The organism is Chitinophaga sp. HK235 (assembly GCF_018255755.1).
Classification (GTDB): domain Bacteria; phylum Bacteroidota; class Bacteroidia; order Chitinophagales; family Chitinophagaceae; genus Chitinophaga.
This window is the reverse complement of record NZ_CP073766.1, coordinates 6,060,859-6,075,824: the sequence shown is the minus strand read 5'-3', so window position 1 is coordinate 6,075,824 and position 14,966 is coordinate 6,060,859. Positions and strand designations below refer to the sequence as shown.

Genomic DNA, 14,966 nt, shown 5'->3' with positions numbered 1-14,966 from the left:
TCCCGATCTTTAGTACAACAATTTTATGCTCCTGAAGACTTATTAAAATATGAGATCAGCAGCATCAACCAAATCAAATTCATCAATGTCAGACAAGCGCTCCGCGCTTATTTTTTGTATAGATTATGCAAACGATTGCAGTAAAATAGAATAAAAAACCGAACAAAAAGCCCTGTAAGCCTGACAAAAACGATTTTTCCCACCTGTGATCATTTGCATGCCATACATAAACTTCGGCCAGCACTCATCATCAGGAGCATCAAAAAAATCAGCATTTATCACGGTTCATAATTTCATCCGGAATCAGGAAAATCAGAATAATCAGCATTTATCACCGTTTAATAACACGTAATGAAAAAACTAGTACTCTTTCTGTTTGCGCTCAGCTGCGCCACGCAATCCATTTTTGCACAAACACCCACTTCACAGGATCAGCACATGAAATGGTGGCGGGAAGCCCGTTTTGGCATGTTCATCCACTGGGGCGTATATGCTCAGCTGGCAGGAAACTGGCAGGGACACCAGATAGGTCGCGGTGGCGAATGGATCATGAACCGCGGTAAAATATCAGTAGCCGATTATCAGCAGGTGGCCAAATCCTTCAACCCGGTAAAATATGATGCCGACGCCTGGGTAAAAGCCGCCAAAGATGCCGGCATGAAATACATCGTTATCACCGCCAAACACCACGACGGCTTCGCCATGTTCAAATCCGGCGCCAGCAAATGGAACATCGCCGACGCCACTCCTTATGGAAAAGACGTACTGAAACCACTGGCGGCAGCCTGTAAAAAATACGGCCTTAAACTGGGCTTCTACTATTCCCAGGCACAGGACTGGAACAACCCCGGTGGTGCGGCCGCCCGCAAAGCAACCTCCGAAGGATGGGCCAACCCCGACTCAGCTAAAATAGACGCCTATACGAAAGACAATACCGGCCACTGGGACCCGGCTCAAACCAGCGCCACCATGGGCGAATACATCGACGAAGTAGCCGTTCCCCAAGTGAAGGAACTGCTCTCCAACTACGGTGATGTAGCGGTATTATGGTGGGACACTCCTACCAACATGACCGATGAATTTGCTAAAAAACTGCAGGCTGTACTCTCTCTGCAACCCAATATCATCACAAACGACCGCCTCAAAAGGCCCAACTTCCCTGGCGATTATAAAACACCAGAACAAAAGATCCCTACACAGTCTGAACTCGATGGCCGCGACTGGGAAACCTGCATGACCATGAACGGTACCTGGGGCTACAAAAACTACGACAACAAATGGAAAAGCACTGAAACACTGATCAGAAACCTCGTAGACATAGCCTCCAAAAACGGCAACTACCTCCTGAACATTGGACCTGATGCACTGGGGCAGTTTCCACAAGGCAGCATCGATGGTCTTAAAGGCATCGGTCAGTGGATGAAAGTAAACGGTGAAGCCATCTACGCCACCAACGGAAGCCCGCTGGGTGCGCTGCCCTGGGGCCGCTGCACTAAGAAAACAAATGGCAGCAATACCACTCTTTATCTCCATGTATTTAACTGGCCCGCCGATGGTAAACTGGTGGTCCCCGGTCTGAAAAATAAAATCAACAGTGCCCAACTGCTGGCTGGCGGCAAAAAACTCAGCACTACTACCACCGATGAAGGTGTAGTGATCAATGTGCCTGCACAAGCTCCTGATGCCATCGCTACTGTGATCAAAGTTGAAACAGCAGGCACTTTATAAAAAACCAGGTGACAACAGATGAGACTTCGTTGTCACCTGTCTCTTTATTTCCACAGGTTATGAAAAACTTCCGCTCACTCCAGATTATATGCTGGTTGCTGCTGGCTATGCTGGCTGGTGCAACCGATAAAAAAACGATTATCGACATCACCCGTTTTGGTGCTGTCGGTGATGGTAAAACACTCAACACCGCTGCCATTCAGCAGGCCATCGATGCCTGTTCCGCACAGGGTGGCGGCCAGGTACGCGTGCCCGCCGGCACCTGGCTGACCGGCACTCTCTTACTTAAAAACAATGTAGTACTGCTGGTAGAAGAAAACAGTACGCTCCTGGGAAGCCCCGATATCAAAGACTATCAGATCGTTGATGGCTTTAAAGACGGCCTTGGCCAGCAGATGGGATATGCCCTCATCGGCGCAGTAGATGCCAGTAATACCGGCATCACCGGCAAAGGCACAATTGACGGCCAGGGCAAACTGGTAAGAGCCTCCGGCGGACACGACAGACGCCCTTTCCTGGTACGGTTTGTCCGCTGCCGTCAGGTAAAGGTGACTGATATTCATCTGCAGGGTCCTACCGCCTGGACCATGCACTTCTTCCATTGTACCAATGTACTCGCAGAAAGAGTAGTCATCCGCAGCCGCGGTCTGGGCAACAATGACGGCATCGATATCGACTGCTGTGAAAAAGTTAACATCCGCGATTGTGATATCGACAGCGGCGACGACGCCATCTGCTTTAAAACTACCAGTCCCTATCCCTGCCGCGATGTGACCATCAGCAATATTAAAATCAATACCGGCGAAGGCGCTATTAAATTCGGTACCGAATCGGCCGGCAACTTCGAAAACATCCGTGTCAGCAACATAGATGTAGCCTTCGCCAGAGAAGGCGGCATCAAACTGTTTTCTGTTGATGGTGCCAAACTGCAGAACATCGAGATCAGTGATGTAAAGATGGATAAGGTCAACATGCCCATTATCATCCGCCTCGGTGCCCGGCTGAAAACCTTCCGGGAAGGCGATGCCAGACAGGCTGTAGGTAGCATTGGCAACATCAAAATAAAAAATGTGACCGTACAACACGGCACCTGGACAGGTATGCTCATCAGCGGTATTCCCGGCCACTATATCGATGGTATCACCCTTGAAAATATCCGTATCAATGTACCGGGAGAAGGTACTGCCGCCGATGCACAGGTAAAACTGGAAGAAAGGGAAAACGATTATCCGGAGATAAAAATGTTTGGCAAACAGATTCCCGCTTATGCTCTGTATATCCGTCATGCCAGGAATATCCGCTTTAATAACGTTTCCTATACCAGCGATAAACCTGATGCCCGGCCCGCAGTAATTGCCAGCGATATTCAACAGATACAATTCAACAGATGGACCCTTCCCGGCAATACCGGTAAAGAGCCGCTGGTACGCATTTCAGACGCCGGCAGCATTCAGCTGCAACAGATAAAACATCCGGCACCACCTGATAAATTTCTGCAACTGGAAGGCGCTGCACAAAACATAACCCTGGATGGCCGTGTGGCAGCCGCTCCGCCGGTGTCCCCGGACAAGCCGTAGCACCGGCTTCCCTGTTTGAAACTCAAATGGCATTAAGACTCAACGGAAAGGATATCACCGAATAACAAACAATATTCCATTTTATCAACCTAAAACTAACGTTATGAAAATTCCTTCAGGACGGCAGGCCGCATCCCTGCGCCTGCTTCAAATCATGATTTGTTGGTTATTGTCTATCTACGTATATACGACACCGTTATACTCACAGGACAAAACCGTCAGCGTTAAGGGCCGTGTCACCTCTCAGTCGGGTGAACCGCTGCCAGGAGCCACCATCACAGTAAAAGGTACTAACAAAGGTATCACCACCAAAGTAGATGGTACTTTTCAGCTGGATGTACCTGCAAACGTTTTCATTAAAATTTCATATACTGGCTTCATCTCCCGTGAACTGAAGGTGGACAACACCAACATGAATAATGTGAGCATCTCTCTGGCAGTAGACAAGGGAGAACTGAATGAAGTAGTGGTGGTAGGTTATGGCACACAGAAACGTGCCGACGTAACCGGTTCCATCACCACCATCAATGCACAGGCCATCCGCGATGTGCCCGCCTCCAACCTCACATCTATCCTGAAAGGACAAGGCGCCGGCATCGATATTCAGAAAAGCGGTGGTAACAGTAAACCAGGTGCCAAACCCTCCATCCTCATCCGCGGCAGCAGATCGCTCAAAGCAGGTAACTCCCCGCTGTTTGTAGTAGACGGTATCCCCTACAACGGCGATATCAACGACCTCAATCCGGATGATATCACCTCTGTAGATGTCCTTAAAGACGCCTCTTCCACCGCTATCTACGGTTCCAGAGGCGCCAACGGCGTGATCCTCGTCACCACCAAACGCGGACGCAGCGGCAAAGCCATTGTCACCTACAGCGGATACGGCGGCTTCGTAAAACCCTCCGGCAACTACGACCTCATGAACGCCGGACAATATGCCGGCCTGAAAAAATGGGCCTACTGGAATGGTACCCAGGACCCGCCTTTAAAATACAGCGGCCCTGAAGATCCGCAGATACTGATAGATGCCTTTGATGCAGAAGAAAGAAGACAACTGGCCAAAGGCAATAGCACCAACTGGCAAGACCTCGTTTACAAAACCGGCATCATGACCAACCACCAGATAGGCATCTCCGGTGGTAACGATAAAACACAGTTCAGTGCCTCTGCCGGATATTATAAAGAAACGGGTGTATATCCCGGCCAGTCCTTCGAACGCTTCACCGTAAAAGCCAGCATCGATCATGAAATCAATAAGATTTTCAAAATCGGTGTCAGCTCGCTCAACAACTTTTCTACTACCACCGGCGAAAGCGTGAACCCCATGGGACAAGCCCTCAGAGCCAGTCCTATGGCCCCTGCCTACGACAGCACCGGCGCATTGATCAACGACTTCCTCGCCGGCAGCCAGAAACAGATCTGGAACCCACTGGCCGATTTCCTCCCAGGCGCCACCGTGGAAAAAAGAAAACGCTCCGGAACTTTTACCACCGCCTATCTCGATATCAACATCTTACCCGGCCTGAAATATCGCTTCAATGGCGGAGCAGAAATCAAAAGTGATAACTACGGCAACTTCGCCGGCAGCAAAACTACCAACAACCTCGGTAGCCTCAACACCAGCGAAAACAAATACAACAACGAAATCAACTACACCCTGGAAAACCTCCTGGTGTATGATCACCAATTCGGCAAACACCGCATCAATTTCACCGGCCTGTACAGCCTGCAGGAATCCGGCAGCCAGACCAACAACTATAACAACACCACCCTCCTGTCTGACGACCTGCAGTACTTCAACGCTACCTATGGCCTCAACCTCGCCGGCAGCGGCTCCGAAAGCAAATGGGACATCATCTCCTACATGGGCAGGATCAACTACAACTTCGACCAACGTTTCCTCCTCACCCTCACCGCCCGCAGCGATGGTAGCTCAAGACTCGCACCTGGCAACAAATTCAAGGGATTCCCTTCTGCTGCTGTTGGCTGGAATATCAGCAATGAAAAATTCATGCACAGCGCCAGATTGTTCAGCAACCTGAAACTCCGTGCCAGCTATGGACGCACCGGCAACACGGCTATCAATCCCTATCAGACATTAGGTGCCCTCAAAGGAATAAACTACAACTACGGTTCCTCCAACGTGACCGGCGTATTCATCAATACAGCCCCCAACTCCGCACTGCAATGGGAATACACTACCACCGCCAACCTCGGTATTGACTTCGGTTTGCTCAACAACCGTATCACCGGTAGTGTGGAAGTATATTCCGCCAACACCAGCAATCTGTTGCTGCCACTGCATTTGCCCGGCACCTCAGGTATCCCGGGTGATGTACTCGTCAACATAGGCAAAACACAAAATAAAGGTCTTGAAATACACCTGGCCACTGTCAATGTACAAGGCAAAGGCGCCGGTGATTTCACCTGGACATCAGATCTTAACTTCTTCATCAACAGAGGTAAAATCACAGAACTGTACAATGGAATACAACAGGATATCTCCAACAACTGGTTTGTAGGTCATCCTATCGGCTCCTACTACGACTACCAACGCATCGGCATCTGGCAGAATATCAAAGCCGATTCCACGACTGCAATAGCCTATGGTCAGAAAGTAACCGGCAACTCTTCCGTGATTGGGACTATCCGCGTGAAAGATATCAACAACGACAGCACCTTCAGTGATGCAGACAAAACCATCGTAGGTACTCCTCAACCCAAATGGGAAGGCGGTATGACCAACCGCTTCAGCTACAAAGGTTTTGATTTTACCATCGTGATGTATGCGCGCATAGGCAGCACGCTCAACAGCAAACTGTATGGCGGCGGTTTTGCCAACACCTTCCAGGGTAACTACAACAACCTCAATGTCAACTACTGGACACCTACCAACGGAGAAACCTATTTCCCAAAACCCAACCAGTCCAGAACACAAACACAATACAACTCCACACTGGGATATATCGATGGCAGCTACCTGAAGATCAGAACACTGAGCCTGGGATACAATCTCCCTTCCTCCTTTATCCAGAAGCTGAAAGCACGTTCCCTGCGCGTATATGTTTCTGCACAGGACCCACTTATTTTCTTCTCTGAATACCGCAACAAGTTCCATGGTGTAGATCCTGAATCCGCCGGCAACATCAACGCAGATACGCCTGCCACCTGGTCTATGCTCTTCGGGGTAAACCTTACTTTATAATCTTCAAAACCCTGAGTTATGAAAAAAATATTGCTCGCTATAAGCTTTTTTACCAGCGTTTCTTTTCTGGGAAGTTGCAGCAAGATGCTGAATGAAACACCACGGTCCGTACTGGTACCGGATTTCTATAAAACAGCGCAGGGCGTAAATGCCGCACTGGATGCTTCTTATGCAGGCACCCGCACCGTCTGGGGTTGTGAAGATTATTTCTCCATGACCACGCCTGGTACCGATGAGTTTAAAAGAGGTAACGACGGCAACCAGAACTTTATGACCTATGATCCTGGACTGTTGCCCAGTGATGGTAAGTTTAAAGCCCAATGGAACAACATCTACACCTACATCAATACCTGCAATGCTGTGATTCAGTTTGCGCCCACCGCTCCGGGTCTTACCGATGCCGTACGCAGGAAGGCCGTTGCAGAAGCCAAATTCCTCCGGGCCAACTATTATTTTGTACTGGTACAGCTTTGGGGAGATGTAACACTTACCACTACCTTTATTTCCGGGCCTGTCACTTCGGCCAACAGAGATCCGTTGGCTAAAGTATACGACGCCATCATCACCGACCTGAAAGAGGCCATGCCTGATCTGGCACCCGGCCCTAAAGGAATAGATCCCGGAAGAGCCAATGCAGCTGCGGCCAAACATGTACTGGCTAAAGTATACCTCACCCGGGCTGGCAGCAAAGCTGCCAAAGCCACAGACTACCAGGATGCTGCCACCACTGCAACAGACCTGCTGACAACCGCTCCTACACTGGGTTTGTCGCTGTTGCCCGATTTTGGCAGCGTCTTCGCCGAAGGCAATGAAAACAATGCAGAAGTACTGTGGACCGTACAACATACCTCCAGTCTGTCGTACAACGGTTCTCCTACCCAAAACAACAGTACCCCCGACAATATGCTTGTACACCTGTTTGTACCACAGTATGAAAAGATAGACGGTATGGCCCGCAATATTCGTGACGGCCGTCCCTACATCCGTGCAGTGCCCACCAAATGGCTGATTGATACTGTTTTTGCAGAACGGAAAAATGATACCCGCTTCGATAAAAGTTTTCAGACGGTATGGTTCTGTAACAATCCCGGCAGCATTCCGGTATGGCCTAACCCGCTGCCACCGGGCGCTCCGGCTGGCGCTGCTCCCGGCAAGCCTAAAATGAAGCTGGGAGACACCTGTATCTACATGCCACAAGGGAAGTTTACGGATGCACAGATCGCTGCCGCACCTTATACACTGATCCCGTCCAGTAAATATTCTATCAAAATGTCACCGGCATTATCCAAATACGTTGATACCAAACGATCTGATATGAATGCGCCATCTATCCGGCCCCTCATCGCTTACCGCCTGGCAGAAACCTATCTGGTGGCAGCAGAAGCACTGATGCAGAGCGGCCACCCTGCTGAAGCCGTAACCTATGTGAATGCTGTACGGGAAAGAGCCGCCTTCCCTACCGGTGATAAAACAAAAATGGATATCACCGTCGCCAACCTCAACCCCGACTTCATCCTCGATGAACGCTCCCGTGAGCTGGCCGGCGAAAACGTAAGATGGCTGGATCTTGTAAGGACACATACCCTGCAGGACAGACTGCTGAAACACAACGACGACAATTCCAGAGGCAACTTTAAATCGCCCAAACACTGGCTCAGACCTATCCCACAGGATCAGATCGATGCCACTACCACTGGTACTCCCTATCCGCAAAATCCCGGCTGGTAAAACATATCTGCAATAAAAAAGGGCAGCCCGGGCTGCCCTTTTTATAATATCGTACGAGTAGTTACAATCGTTCCAATCCTCCTACCATACTGAAAGTAATCACCGACAGTACGATCAGGGTGATGACCACATACAGGTAATCCTTCTCCAGCAAAAATGCTACAACGGAAAAGACTATACGAAAAATAGGCGTTGCGATCAATAAAACAATGCCCAGCTGTATCACGTCCCGTCCCTGGCCAGCCATGATACCCTTCAGGATGCCAGGCAGGTTGTCCAGACCTTCCCGTACACCGGTAAAGGTTCCATAGTCGGGACTTTCATGTCCGTGCCGGTACAGATACACGATACCACCCAACAATACTATAATACTGGATGTGATCACTCCGACACGCAGCTGTTTACCGATCAGTTGCTGAATATCCTTATCTGCCCAGAAATGTTTTGAAAAAAGCTTCATGTCCTACAGTTTACCGGTTAAACCATTATAAATCATCTGAAACGCCAGGAAGGTGATTACAACGCTAAAGACTATACGTAACCATTTAGTATTGGCTTTTACCAGCAGCCTGGACCCACCGAAAGCACCCGCCAGTACACCCAGTACCACCGGCATACACAGCCCCGGGCTTACATATCCCCGTTGCAGGTATACTACGGCACTGGCCGCAGCGGTAACCCCGATCATAAAGTTGCTGGTGGTAGTAGACACTTTAAAGGGAATACGCATGACGTTGTCCATCGCCAGCACCTTTAAGGCGCCGGAACCAATACCCAGCAGGCCCGACATAACGCCGGCAAACATCATCATAAAATATCCGCCCGGCACATGTCTTACCTTGTAAGATACAACGCCGCCCCCGGAAGGATAGGAACCGTTCAGCTTCAGCTGACGGGCCAGCTTGCTCACGTCTTCATCGGAAACAGCCTGCGTTTTCTTACGCATTGACATAAACGCGGAAAAAATCAGCACACAGCCAAAAATGATAGCCACCACATTAGTGGGGATAAAGACCGCTATCAGCGCCCCTATCACCGCCCCGGTAGTAGTAGCTATTTCCAGGAACATGCCCAGTCTGATGTTGGTAATCCCTTCCTTTACGTAAGCAGAGGCAGAGCCGGAAGAGGTGGCAATGGAGGCAATCAGCGCCGTCCCAATGGCATAACGGATGTCAACGTGGAAGACCAGGGTCAGCAGCGGAATGATTACCACACCGCCTCCTAACCCGGTGAGTGACCCCAATAGCCCTGCCAGAAAGGCCCCGGCAAGCAGGATCAATGTAAATAATAAAATCGTCATAAGATGGTCTGGTTGGTTTAGATCAGCAATTACAGGCAATAAAAACAGCCCTAACGGCCAATGTTACAAAAGTAAGCAGAATATGATTCCCACAATCCGCAATCTATAAGTAACTTGCAGCCGTATACTTAATTGTTTTTTATGATAAAGGTGGGTGAGTACAACCTGTTGAGGGTTAAAAAAGAAGCTGATTTTGGCGTGTATCTGGAAGGGGTAGACCAGGAAATACTACTACCCACACGGTTTGTGCCTGAAGGCACCAAAATAGGTGACGAACTGGAAGTGTTCCTGTATCACGATTCCGAAAACAGACTGATCGCCACTACCCAGAAACCTTATGGCATCGCCGGCGATATTGTGACCCTTAAAGCCGTCAGCGCCACCCGGCAGGGGGCCTTCCTCGACTGGGGCCTCATGAAAGACCTGTTCGTGCCCCAATCCCAGCAACTGACCCGTATGGTACCCGGACAGGAATACCTCGTCAAAATATACATCGACGAGATGACCGGCCGCGTGGCTGCCACCGAGAAATTTGACCGCCTCCTCAGCAACGAAAACATCAGCGTGAAGGAAATGGACCAGGTAGACCTCATCATATACCGACGCACAGACATCGGTTATGTGGTGATCATCAACAACCAGCATACCGGTATCCTCCATCACAATGAGCTCTTCCGCAGCGTGGAAATAGGCGACAAACTCAAGGGCTTCATCCGCCAGATAAAAGATGATAAAATCGATGTGATACTGGGCCAGCCCGGCTATAAACGGGTGGAAGATGAAGGGGAAAAGATCCTTCGCCTCCTCCACGAAAACAATGGCTATCTGCCTTACCATGATAAATCCACTCCTGAAGAAATACAGGAGTTCTTCGGGATGAGCAAAAAGACCTTCAAAATGACGATTGGAAATCTGTACAAACAAAGAAAGATCGTCTTCACACAAACAGGCTTCAAAGAAGCCTGATGCTTTTCCACAAAGACACAAAGCAGCAAAGATGAACATGATGTCATCCTTGCTGCTTTGCGCCTTTACAGGATTACGTTACCACCGGAAAACTGATCAGAAAGCTGGTACCTGCACCCAGCTTACTTTCTACATTCACTGTCCCCTTGTGGTTGAGTATAATATTCTGGGTAGCTGTCAGCCCCAGGCCCGTACCTTTTGTTTTACTGGTAAAGAAAGGTTCAAACAGTTTGGCCAGATTTTCCGGCGGAATACCGCTACCGGTGTCGGTTATACGAACAAAAACCCGGTCGGCTTCGTACCAGGAATCGATGGTCAGGGTTCCATCTCCCGCCTTCATGGCTTCTATCCCATTGATAATAATATTCAGCAGCGCGATGATCAGTTTGTCTTCATCGGCCATAATCTGCCTGTCGGGCTCCTCCAGCCGTTTGATGACCTGGATATTATTCAGCTGCAACCTGTCTGCAGCCAGCTGCATTGTTTTCTCTATCAGCACGTTCAGTCCCTGCGGCAGCATATTTAGCTCCGACATACGGGTTGACTCCAGTAACTCTGTCACCAGCTGATTGATACGGTGACAATTGCGCTCCATAATATCGAGGTACAGATGAGCATCGGGCGTATCAGTCAGTTCAGCTGTTTTCAGTTCAGATACGGCCAGTAATATGTTGGTAAGCGGATTACGCACTTCATGGGCTACCAGCCTGGCAATACGGCCGGTGATGGCAAACTTTTCATGCTGCTGCTTCTCCTGTTCCTTTCGTTTCCTTTCCGTAACATCTTGTATGATACAGAGGTACAGCTGCTTTTTTTCATCGAGCAGGGAAGCGTTGACAATAACATCCAGCAGTTGGCCCTGATGGGTACGGAACACATATTCCTGCTGCACGACTCCTTTATCGCTGCACAACTGCGCTATAAAAGCCTTTATCTGATCTTCATTGGCAAACAGGTTACTGAGATAGTGATTATACAGGGTTACTTCCTCATAGCGGAGCAGGCGCATAGCCGCCGGGTTGGCAGCCACTATCTTATGTTCGCTGTCTGCCAGCAGGATAGCGTCATTGGATTTTTCGAAGATACTGAAGTAACGTTTTTCACTTTTTTCTATGACGTTGAGATGTGTGAATTTGTCCAACGTGTAGCGGATAGCACGCTCCAGTCCTACTGCAGTGATCTCGCTTTTCACGAGATAGTCGGCTGCACCGGCCTGCATAGCTTCTTTATCGATATGATAATCGCCTTTGCCGGTAAACAGGATCACGGGGGCCTTATAGCCCAGATTGCGGAAATGGTGCAACACATCTATACCGGTATGGCTACCCAGACGATAATCCACCAGATACAGGTCGTGGGCCCTGGATTCAATGACAGCCAGTGCTTCCCGGTAAGATGATACCCATTGCAGCATGTATTGATCGGGTGAAATATCCTGCAGCAGTGCATTTACCAGAAAAAAATCATCCTCATCATCATCCACCATCAAAATATGTGTCTTGCCGTTTATAGCCATATGTTCGGGAATAGGTCCGCGTTATTAACCAAAATTATGCGCCAATATACATCAGGTATCAATATGGGTGTCGGTATCTTTCAGCACAATATTCCTGCGGGGCATAAACCATGCGGGCACCAGCGTCACCAGCAGGATGAAGAGGGAGATCAGGAAACCTTCACGCAGCGCCAGATGATGCGCGCTCAGGGAAGGCCTCCCGGCCAGCACGTAATTGTTGAAAGTGGTTTGTGTAACAATGGCAAGCACTGCAATTCCGATAGCACCACCCACCTGTTGCATGAGTGTACTGATGGAGGAAGCCATAGTCACCTCACTGGGCCTCACAGCACTAAGCGTAGCTGCATTCAGTGGTGCCAGCAACAGGCCCATACCAAAACCTCTCACCGTCATAGCGATCATCACATACCAGATATTACTGCCCCTGTCGAGCAGGGAAAAAAGATACATGGAAACAGCCAGCAACATAATGCCCAGCATGGAGATCTCACGGGAACCATGTTTATCGGACCACTTACCGGCAAAAGGCATCATGGCTGCCATAAAAACAGAGTTAGGCAGTATCAGCAGCCCTGACACTCCTTCTGAAAAACCCATCTGCTCCTGCAGCAGGAAAGGCATCAGAAACAATCCACCAAACAAGGCCGCCGCCCGGGAAATAGTGACCAGTATACAACTCACAAAAGCGTAGTTGGTAAACAGGTGCAGGTCAATGAGCGGTATCTGTTTGCCCCGGTCTATCAGAATAAAAAGCAACAGTGCCACCACCGCCACGCCCAGCGTGGCCAGTATTTCAGGAGAACCGATGCCCTTCACTTCTGCCCTGGCCACTCCATATTGCAGGCATACCAGGAAAACAGTCAGGAAGGTAAAGCCCCAGATATCGAAAGGCAGCTTCAGTTTAGCCTGACTTCGCAGAACATTCAGGTATTTGAAGGAGAGGATTATTGTGATAATACCTATAGGGAGATTGATATAGAAGATAGAAGGCCAGCCGAACTGCTGGGTAAGAACACCTCCCAATGTAGGACCGATGGCTGGTCCAACCATGTTGCCAAGGCCCCACCAACCCAGGATGGTGCCCCTTACGCGGGCCGGAAACACATACGAGATGATGGCCATAGAGGTAGGCGCCATGGCCCCACCACCAAGCGCCTGTATCACACGGCCTACCAGCAGGGAAGGCAACGTGGTGGACAAGGCGCACAACAAAGACCCAAAGGTAAAAAGGGCAACAGCGCCAATATAGAGATTAAAAAAACCAATCCTGCTTTTCAGCCAGCTGGTCAGTGGCATCAATATAGAAAAACTCAGCATGTATACGGTGATCACCCATTCTATTTCACTGAGTGTACAGTTGAACTGCCTGCTCATAACGGGAAGGGATATATTAACAATACTGGAGTCTATTCCCGCCATGGTGGTACCCATGATGATCACGATCAGAATACCGGTCCGGTTGACATTTCTCATACCCTGTCTTTCATCATGAATATAAGTTGTGCTTTAGCTACCAGCGGGTTGAGCGGATTACAGTTGATCATAAAGAGGTAGGTGGCCAGCTCAGACAGTTGCCAGTCTGTTTCCATCTCGCCGCCGTCTTTAAAGCAATATATTTTGCGGAAGTTGTAGTTGACCGGTATCTGCAGGGAGGCACAGGCATGCATAGCTCTGTCGAGGGGTTCCTGGAGCATATGTGGGTCTTCATAACCCAGTTCATGCATGATTTCGCTGGCGGTATACAGCAGGGGCGGGTTCTTTAACTGCGATATTCTCTCGGTGGCAATCACTTCTTCCAGGTAGTCAAAAAGTTTAAGCATGACCGTTCTCATTTAGTTGTGAAAGTTGCTGAAACAGTTCCTTTTCTTTGGCAGAAAGGTTCTTCGGAATATGTATAACAGTCTTGATATATAGGTCGCCTGGTATTCCTTTGTGGTCGTAAGCCGGCATGCCTTTGCCTTTGAGGCGGAACACCTTGCCGCTGTCTGTGCCTGCGGGGATATTCATGCTCAGGGTCGTTGCCGGAGTGGGAACCGTCAGTTTACCACCCAGGATGGCCGTATACAGCGGTAAAGGCACATCTGTATGAATATCCTGGCCTTTCAGTTCATATTGAGGATGAGGGCTGATGTGGATAGAGATCAGCAGATCCCCCTGTTGTCCGCTCTGGCGGCCCGGAGAGCCTTTTCCTTTCAGCCGGATTACCTGCCCCTCATAAAGACCTGGTTTCATTTTGATATTCAGCCGGCTGCCGTTTACTTCTACCTGTCTGGTGGCACCGCTATAGGCATCTTCCAGTGATACTTCCATAGTGGCCTGCACATCCCGGCCACGGGCCGGTCCCTGCTGCCTGCGGTGGCTGCCTGCAAAGCGGCTGCCAAACAACTGTTCAAAGAAATCAGAGAACCCTTCCCCACCGCCAAACATGTCTTCCACATTACCAGAGTAGGTGTAGCTACCCTGCTTGCCACCACCAAACTGTGACCAGTCAAAATCTTCCGGGCGGCCGCCGTGTTGTTCGTAATACTGATAGTTTTCCCCAAACTGATCGTATTTCTTACGCTTCCCGGCATCACTGAGTACTTCGTAGGCTTCGTTCAACTCCTTAAATTTCTCTTCTGCGGCCTTGTCTCCCGGATTTTTGTCCGGATGGTACTTTACAGCCAGTTTCCTGTAAGCCTTTTTGATTTGTTCCGCCGTTGCTGCCTTTTCTACCCCCAATATCTTGTAGTAATCTTTTACTTCCATAAAGTATACAACATGTGATGATAAAAACTTGTTCAGGCGCTTAAAAGGCTACAAGAAATATACCATTCCCAGGGCTGAAGCCCTGGGCTATGATTGAAGTATTTTTAGCTTAGGGCTTTAGCTCCATTTAGCCAGCGCTTTAGATTATTTAACCAAAAGCAATCGCCTATTTAACCAAGAGCAACGTCCCAACCCAAT

The 14,966-nt window shown here is 49.3% G+C and carries 11 protein-coding genes; 5 read left to right on the top strand and 6 right to left on the bottom strand.

Annotated elements, in window-relative coordinates; all coding sequences use genetic code 11:
* Nucleotides 1-351: 351 nt before the first annotated feature.
* The 4 genes from KD145_RS23055 to KD145_RS23040 all read left to right on the top strand — a co-directional run bounded on the left by KD145_RS23055 (nucleotide 352) and on the right by KD145_RS23040 (nucleotide 8,238).
* Nucleotides 352-1,728: an alpha-L-fucosidase gene (locus KD145_RS23055; protein ID WP_212001991.1), complete on the top strand. Its 1,377-nt coding sequence runs from the start codon at nucleotides 352-354 to the stop codon at nucleotides 1,726-1,728.
* A 59-nt stretch (nucleotides 1,729-1,787) separates the two neighbouring features.
* Complete coding sequence (locus KD145_RS23050; RefSeq protein ID WP_212001990.1) at nucleotides 1,788-3,305, top strand: glycoside hydrolase family 28 protein; 1,518 nt, start codon at nucleotides 1,788-1,790, stop codon at nucleotides 3,303-3,305.
* Nucleotides 3,306-3,408: 103 nt separating this feature from the next.
* Nucleotides 3,409-6,510, top strand: a complete 3,102-nt coding sequence (locus tag KD145_RS23045; protein ID WP_212001989.1) for a TonB-dependent receptor — start codon at nucleotides 3,409-3,411, stop codon at nucleotides 6,508-6,510.
* An 18-nt stretch (nucleotides 6,511-6,528) separates the two neighbouring features.
* Nucleotides 6,529-8,238 carry a RagB/SusD family nutrient uptake outer membrane protein gene (locus tag KD145_RS23040; RefSeq protein ID WP_212001988.1) on the top strand — a complete coding sequence of 570 codons (1,710 nt, stop codon included), beginning with the start codon at nucleotides 6,529-6,531 and terminating at the stop codon, nucleotides 8,236-8,238.
* Between the two features lie 61 nt (nucleotides 8,239-8,299).
* Here KD145_RS23040 and KD145_RS23035 read toward each other — a convergent pair whose 3' ends face one another.
* Both KD145_RS23035 and KD145_RS23030 read right to left on the bottom strand, forming a co-directional pair.
* A complete protein-coding gene (locus tag KD145_RS23035; protein ID WP_212001987.1) occupies nucleotides 8,300-8,698 on the bottom strand; it encodes a DUF1634 domain-containing protein in 399 nt (132 codons plus the stop codon).
* Nucleotides 8,699-8,701: 3 nt separating this feature from the next.
* Nucleotides 8,702-9,538: a sulfite exporter TauE/SafE family protein gene (locus tag KD145_RS23030; RefSeq protein ID WP_212001986.1), complete on the bottom strand. Its 837-nt coding sequence runs from the start codon at nucleotides 9,536-9,538 to the stop codon at nucleotides 8,702-8,704.
* A gap of 141 nt (nucleotides 9,539-9,679) precedes the next feature.
* On the opposite strand from KD145_RS23030, the gene KD145_RS23025 reads away from it, so the two are divergent.
* Nucleotides 9,680-10,504, top strand: a complete 825-nt coding sequence (locus tag KD145_RS23025) for a S1 RNA-binding domain-containing protein (protein ID WP_212001984.1) — start codon at nucleotides 9,680-9,682, stop codon at nucleotides 10,502-10,504.
* A gap of 73 nt (nucleotides 10,505-10,577) precedes the next feature.
* Here KD145_RS23025 and KD145_RS23020 read toward each other — a convergent pair whose 3' ends face one another.
* From KD145_RS23020 to KD145_RS23005, 4 genes are read right to left on the bottom strand one after another with little or no spacing between them, the layout of a single operon-like run.
* Complete coding sequence (locus KD145_RS23020) at nucleotides 10,578-12,020, bottom strand: hybrid sensor histidine kinase/response regulator (protein ID WP_212001983.1); 1,443 nt, start codon at nucleotides 12,018-12,020, stop codon at nucleotides 10,578-10,580.
* 51 nt (nucleotides 12,021-12,071) lie between these two features.
* Entirely contained in the window at nucleotides 12,072-13,493 is a 1,422-nt protein-coding gene (locus KD145_RS23015; RefSeq protein WP_212001981.1) for an MDR family MFS transporter, read from the bottom strand.
* On the bottom strand, nucleotides 13,490-13,840 hold the full coding sequence (locus KD145_RS23010; RefSeq protein WP_212001979.1) for a hypothetical protein: 351 nt from the start codon (nucleotides 13,838-13,840) through the stop codon (nucleotides 13,490-13,492). The genes KD145_RS23015 and KD145_RS23010 overlap by 4 nt, the downstream gene beginning before the upstream one ends.
* The gene (locus KD145_RS23005; RefSeq protein ID WP_212001977.1) at nucleotides 13,833-14,768 is read right to left on the bottom strand and encodes a DnaJ C-terminal domain-containing protein; all 936 of its coding nucleotides are present in this window, start codon (nucleotides 14,766-14,768) and stop codon (nucleotides 13,833-13,835) included. The genes KD145_RS23010 and KD145_RS23005 overlap by 8 nt, the downstream gene beginning before the upstream one ends.
* Nucleotides 14,769-14,966 lie beyond the last annotated feature (198 nt).

Bases quoted from the DNA above. Each gene is read 5' to 3' on its own strand.
- KD145_RS23055 (WP_212001991.1), top strand. From the start codon at position 352: ATGAAAAAACTAGTACTCTTTCTGTTTGCGCTCAGCTGCGCCACGCAA.
- KD145_RS23050 (WP_212001990.1), top strand. From the start codon at position 1,788: ATGAAAAACTTCCGCTCACTCCAGATTATATGCTGGTTGCTGCTGGCT.
- KD145_RS23045 (WP_212001989.1), top strand. From the start codon at position 3,409: ATGAAAATTCCTTCAGGACGGCAGGCCGCATCCCTGCGCCTGCTTCAA.
- KD145_RS23040 (WP_212001988.1), top strand. From the start codon at position 6,529: ATGAAAAAAATATTGCTCGCTATAAGCTTTTTTACCAGCGTTTCTTTT.
- KD145_RS23035 (WP_212001987.1), bottom strand. From the start codon at position 8,698: ATGAAGCTTTTTTCAAAACATTTCTGGGCAGATAAGGATATTCAGCAA.
- KD145_RS23030 (WP_212001986.1), bottom strand. From the start codon at position 9,538: ATGACGATTTTATTATTTACATTGATCCTGCTTGCCGGGGCCTTTCTG.
- KD145_RS23025 (WP_212001984.1), top strand. From the start codon at position 9,680: ATGATAAAGGTGGGTGAGTACAACCTGTTGAGGGTTAAAAAAGAAGCT.
- KD145_RS23020 (WP_212001983.1), bottom strand. From the start codon at position 12,020: ATGGCTATAAACGGCAAGACACATATTTTGATGGTGGATGATGATGAG.
- KD145_RS23015 (WP_212001981.1), bottom strand. From the start codon at position 13,493: ATGAGAAATGTCAACCGGACCGGTATTCTGATCGTGATCATCATGGGT.
- KD145_RS23010 (WP_212001979.1), bottom strand. From the start codon at position 13,840: ATGCTTAAACTTTTTGACTACCTGGAAGAAGTGATTGCCACCGAGAGA.
- KD145_RS23005 (WP_212001977.1), bottom strand. From the start codon at position 14,768: ATGGAAGTAAAAGATTACTACAAGATATTGGGGGTAGAAAAGGCAGCA.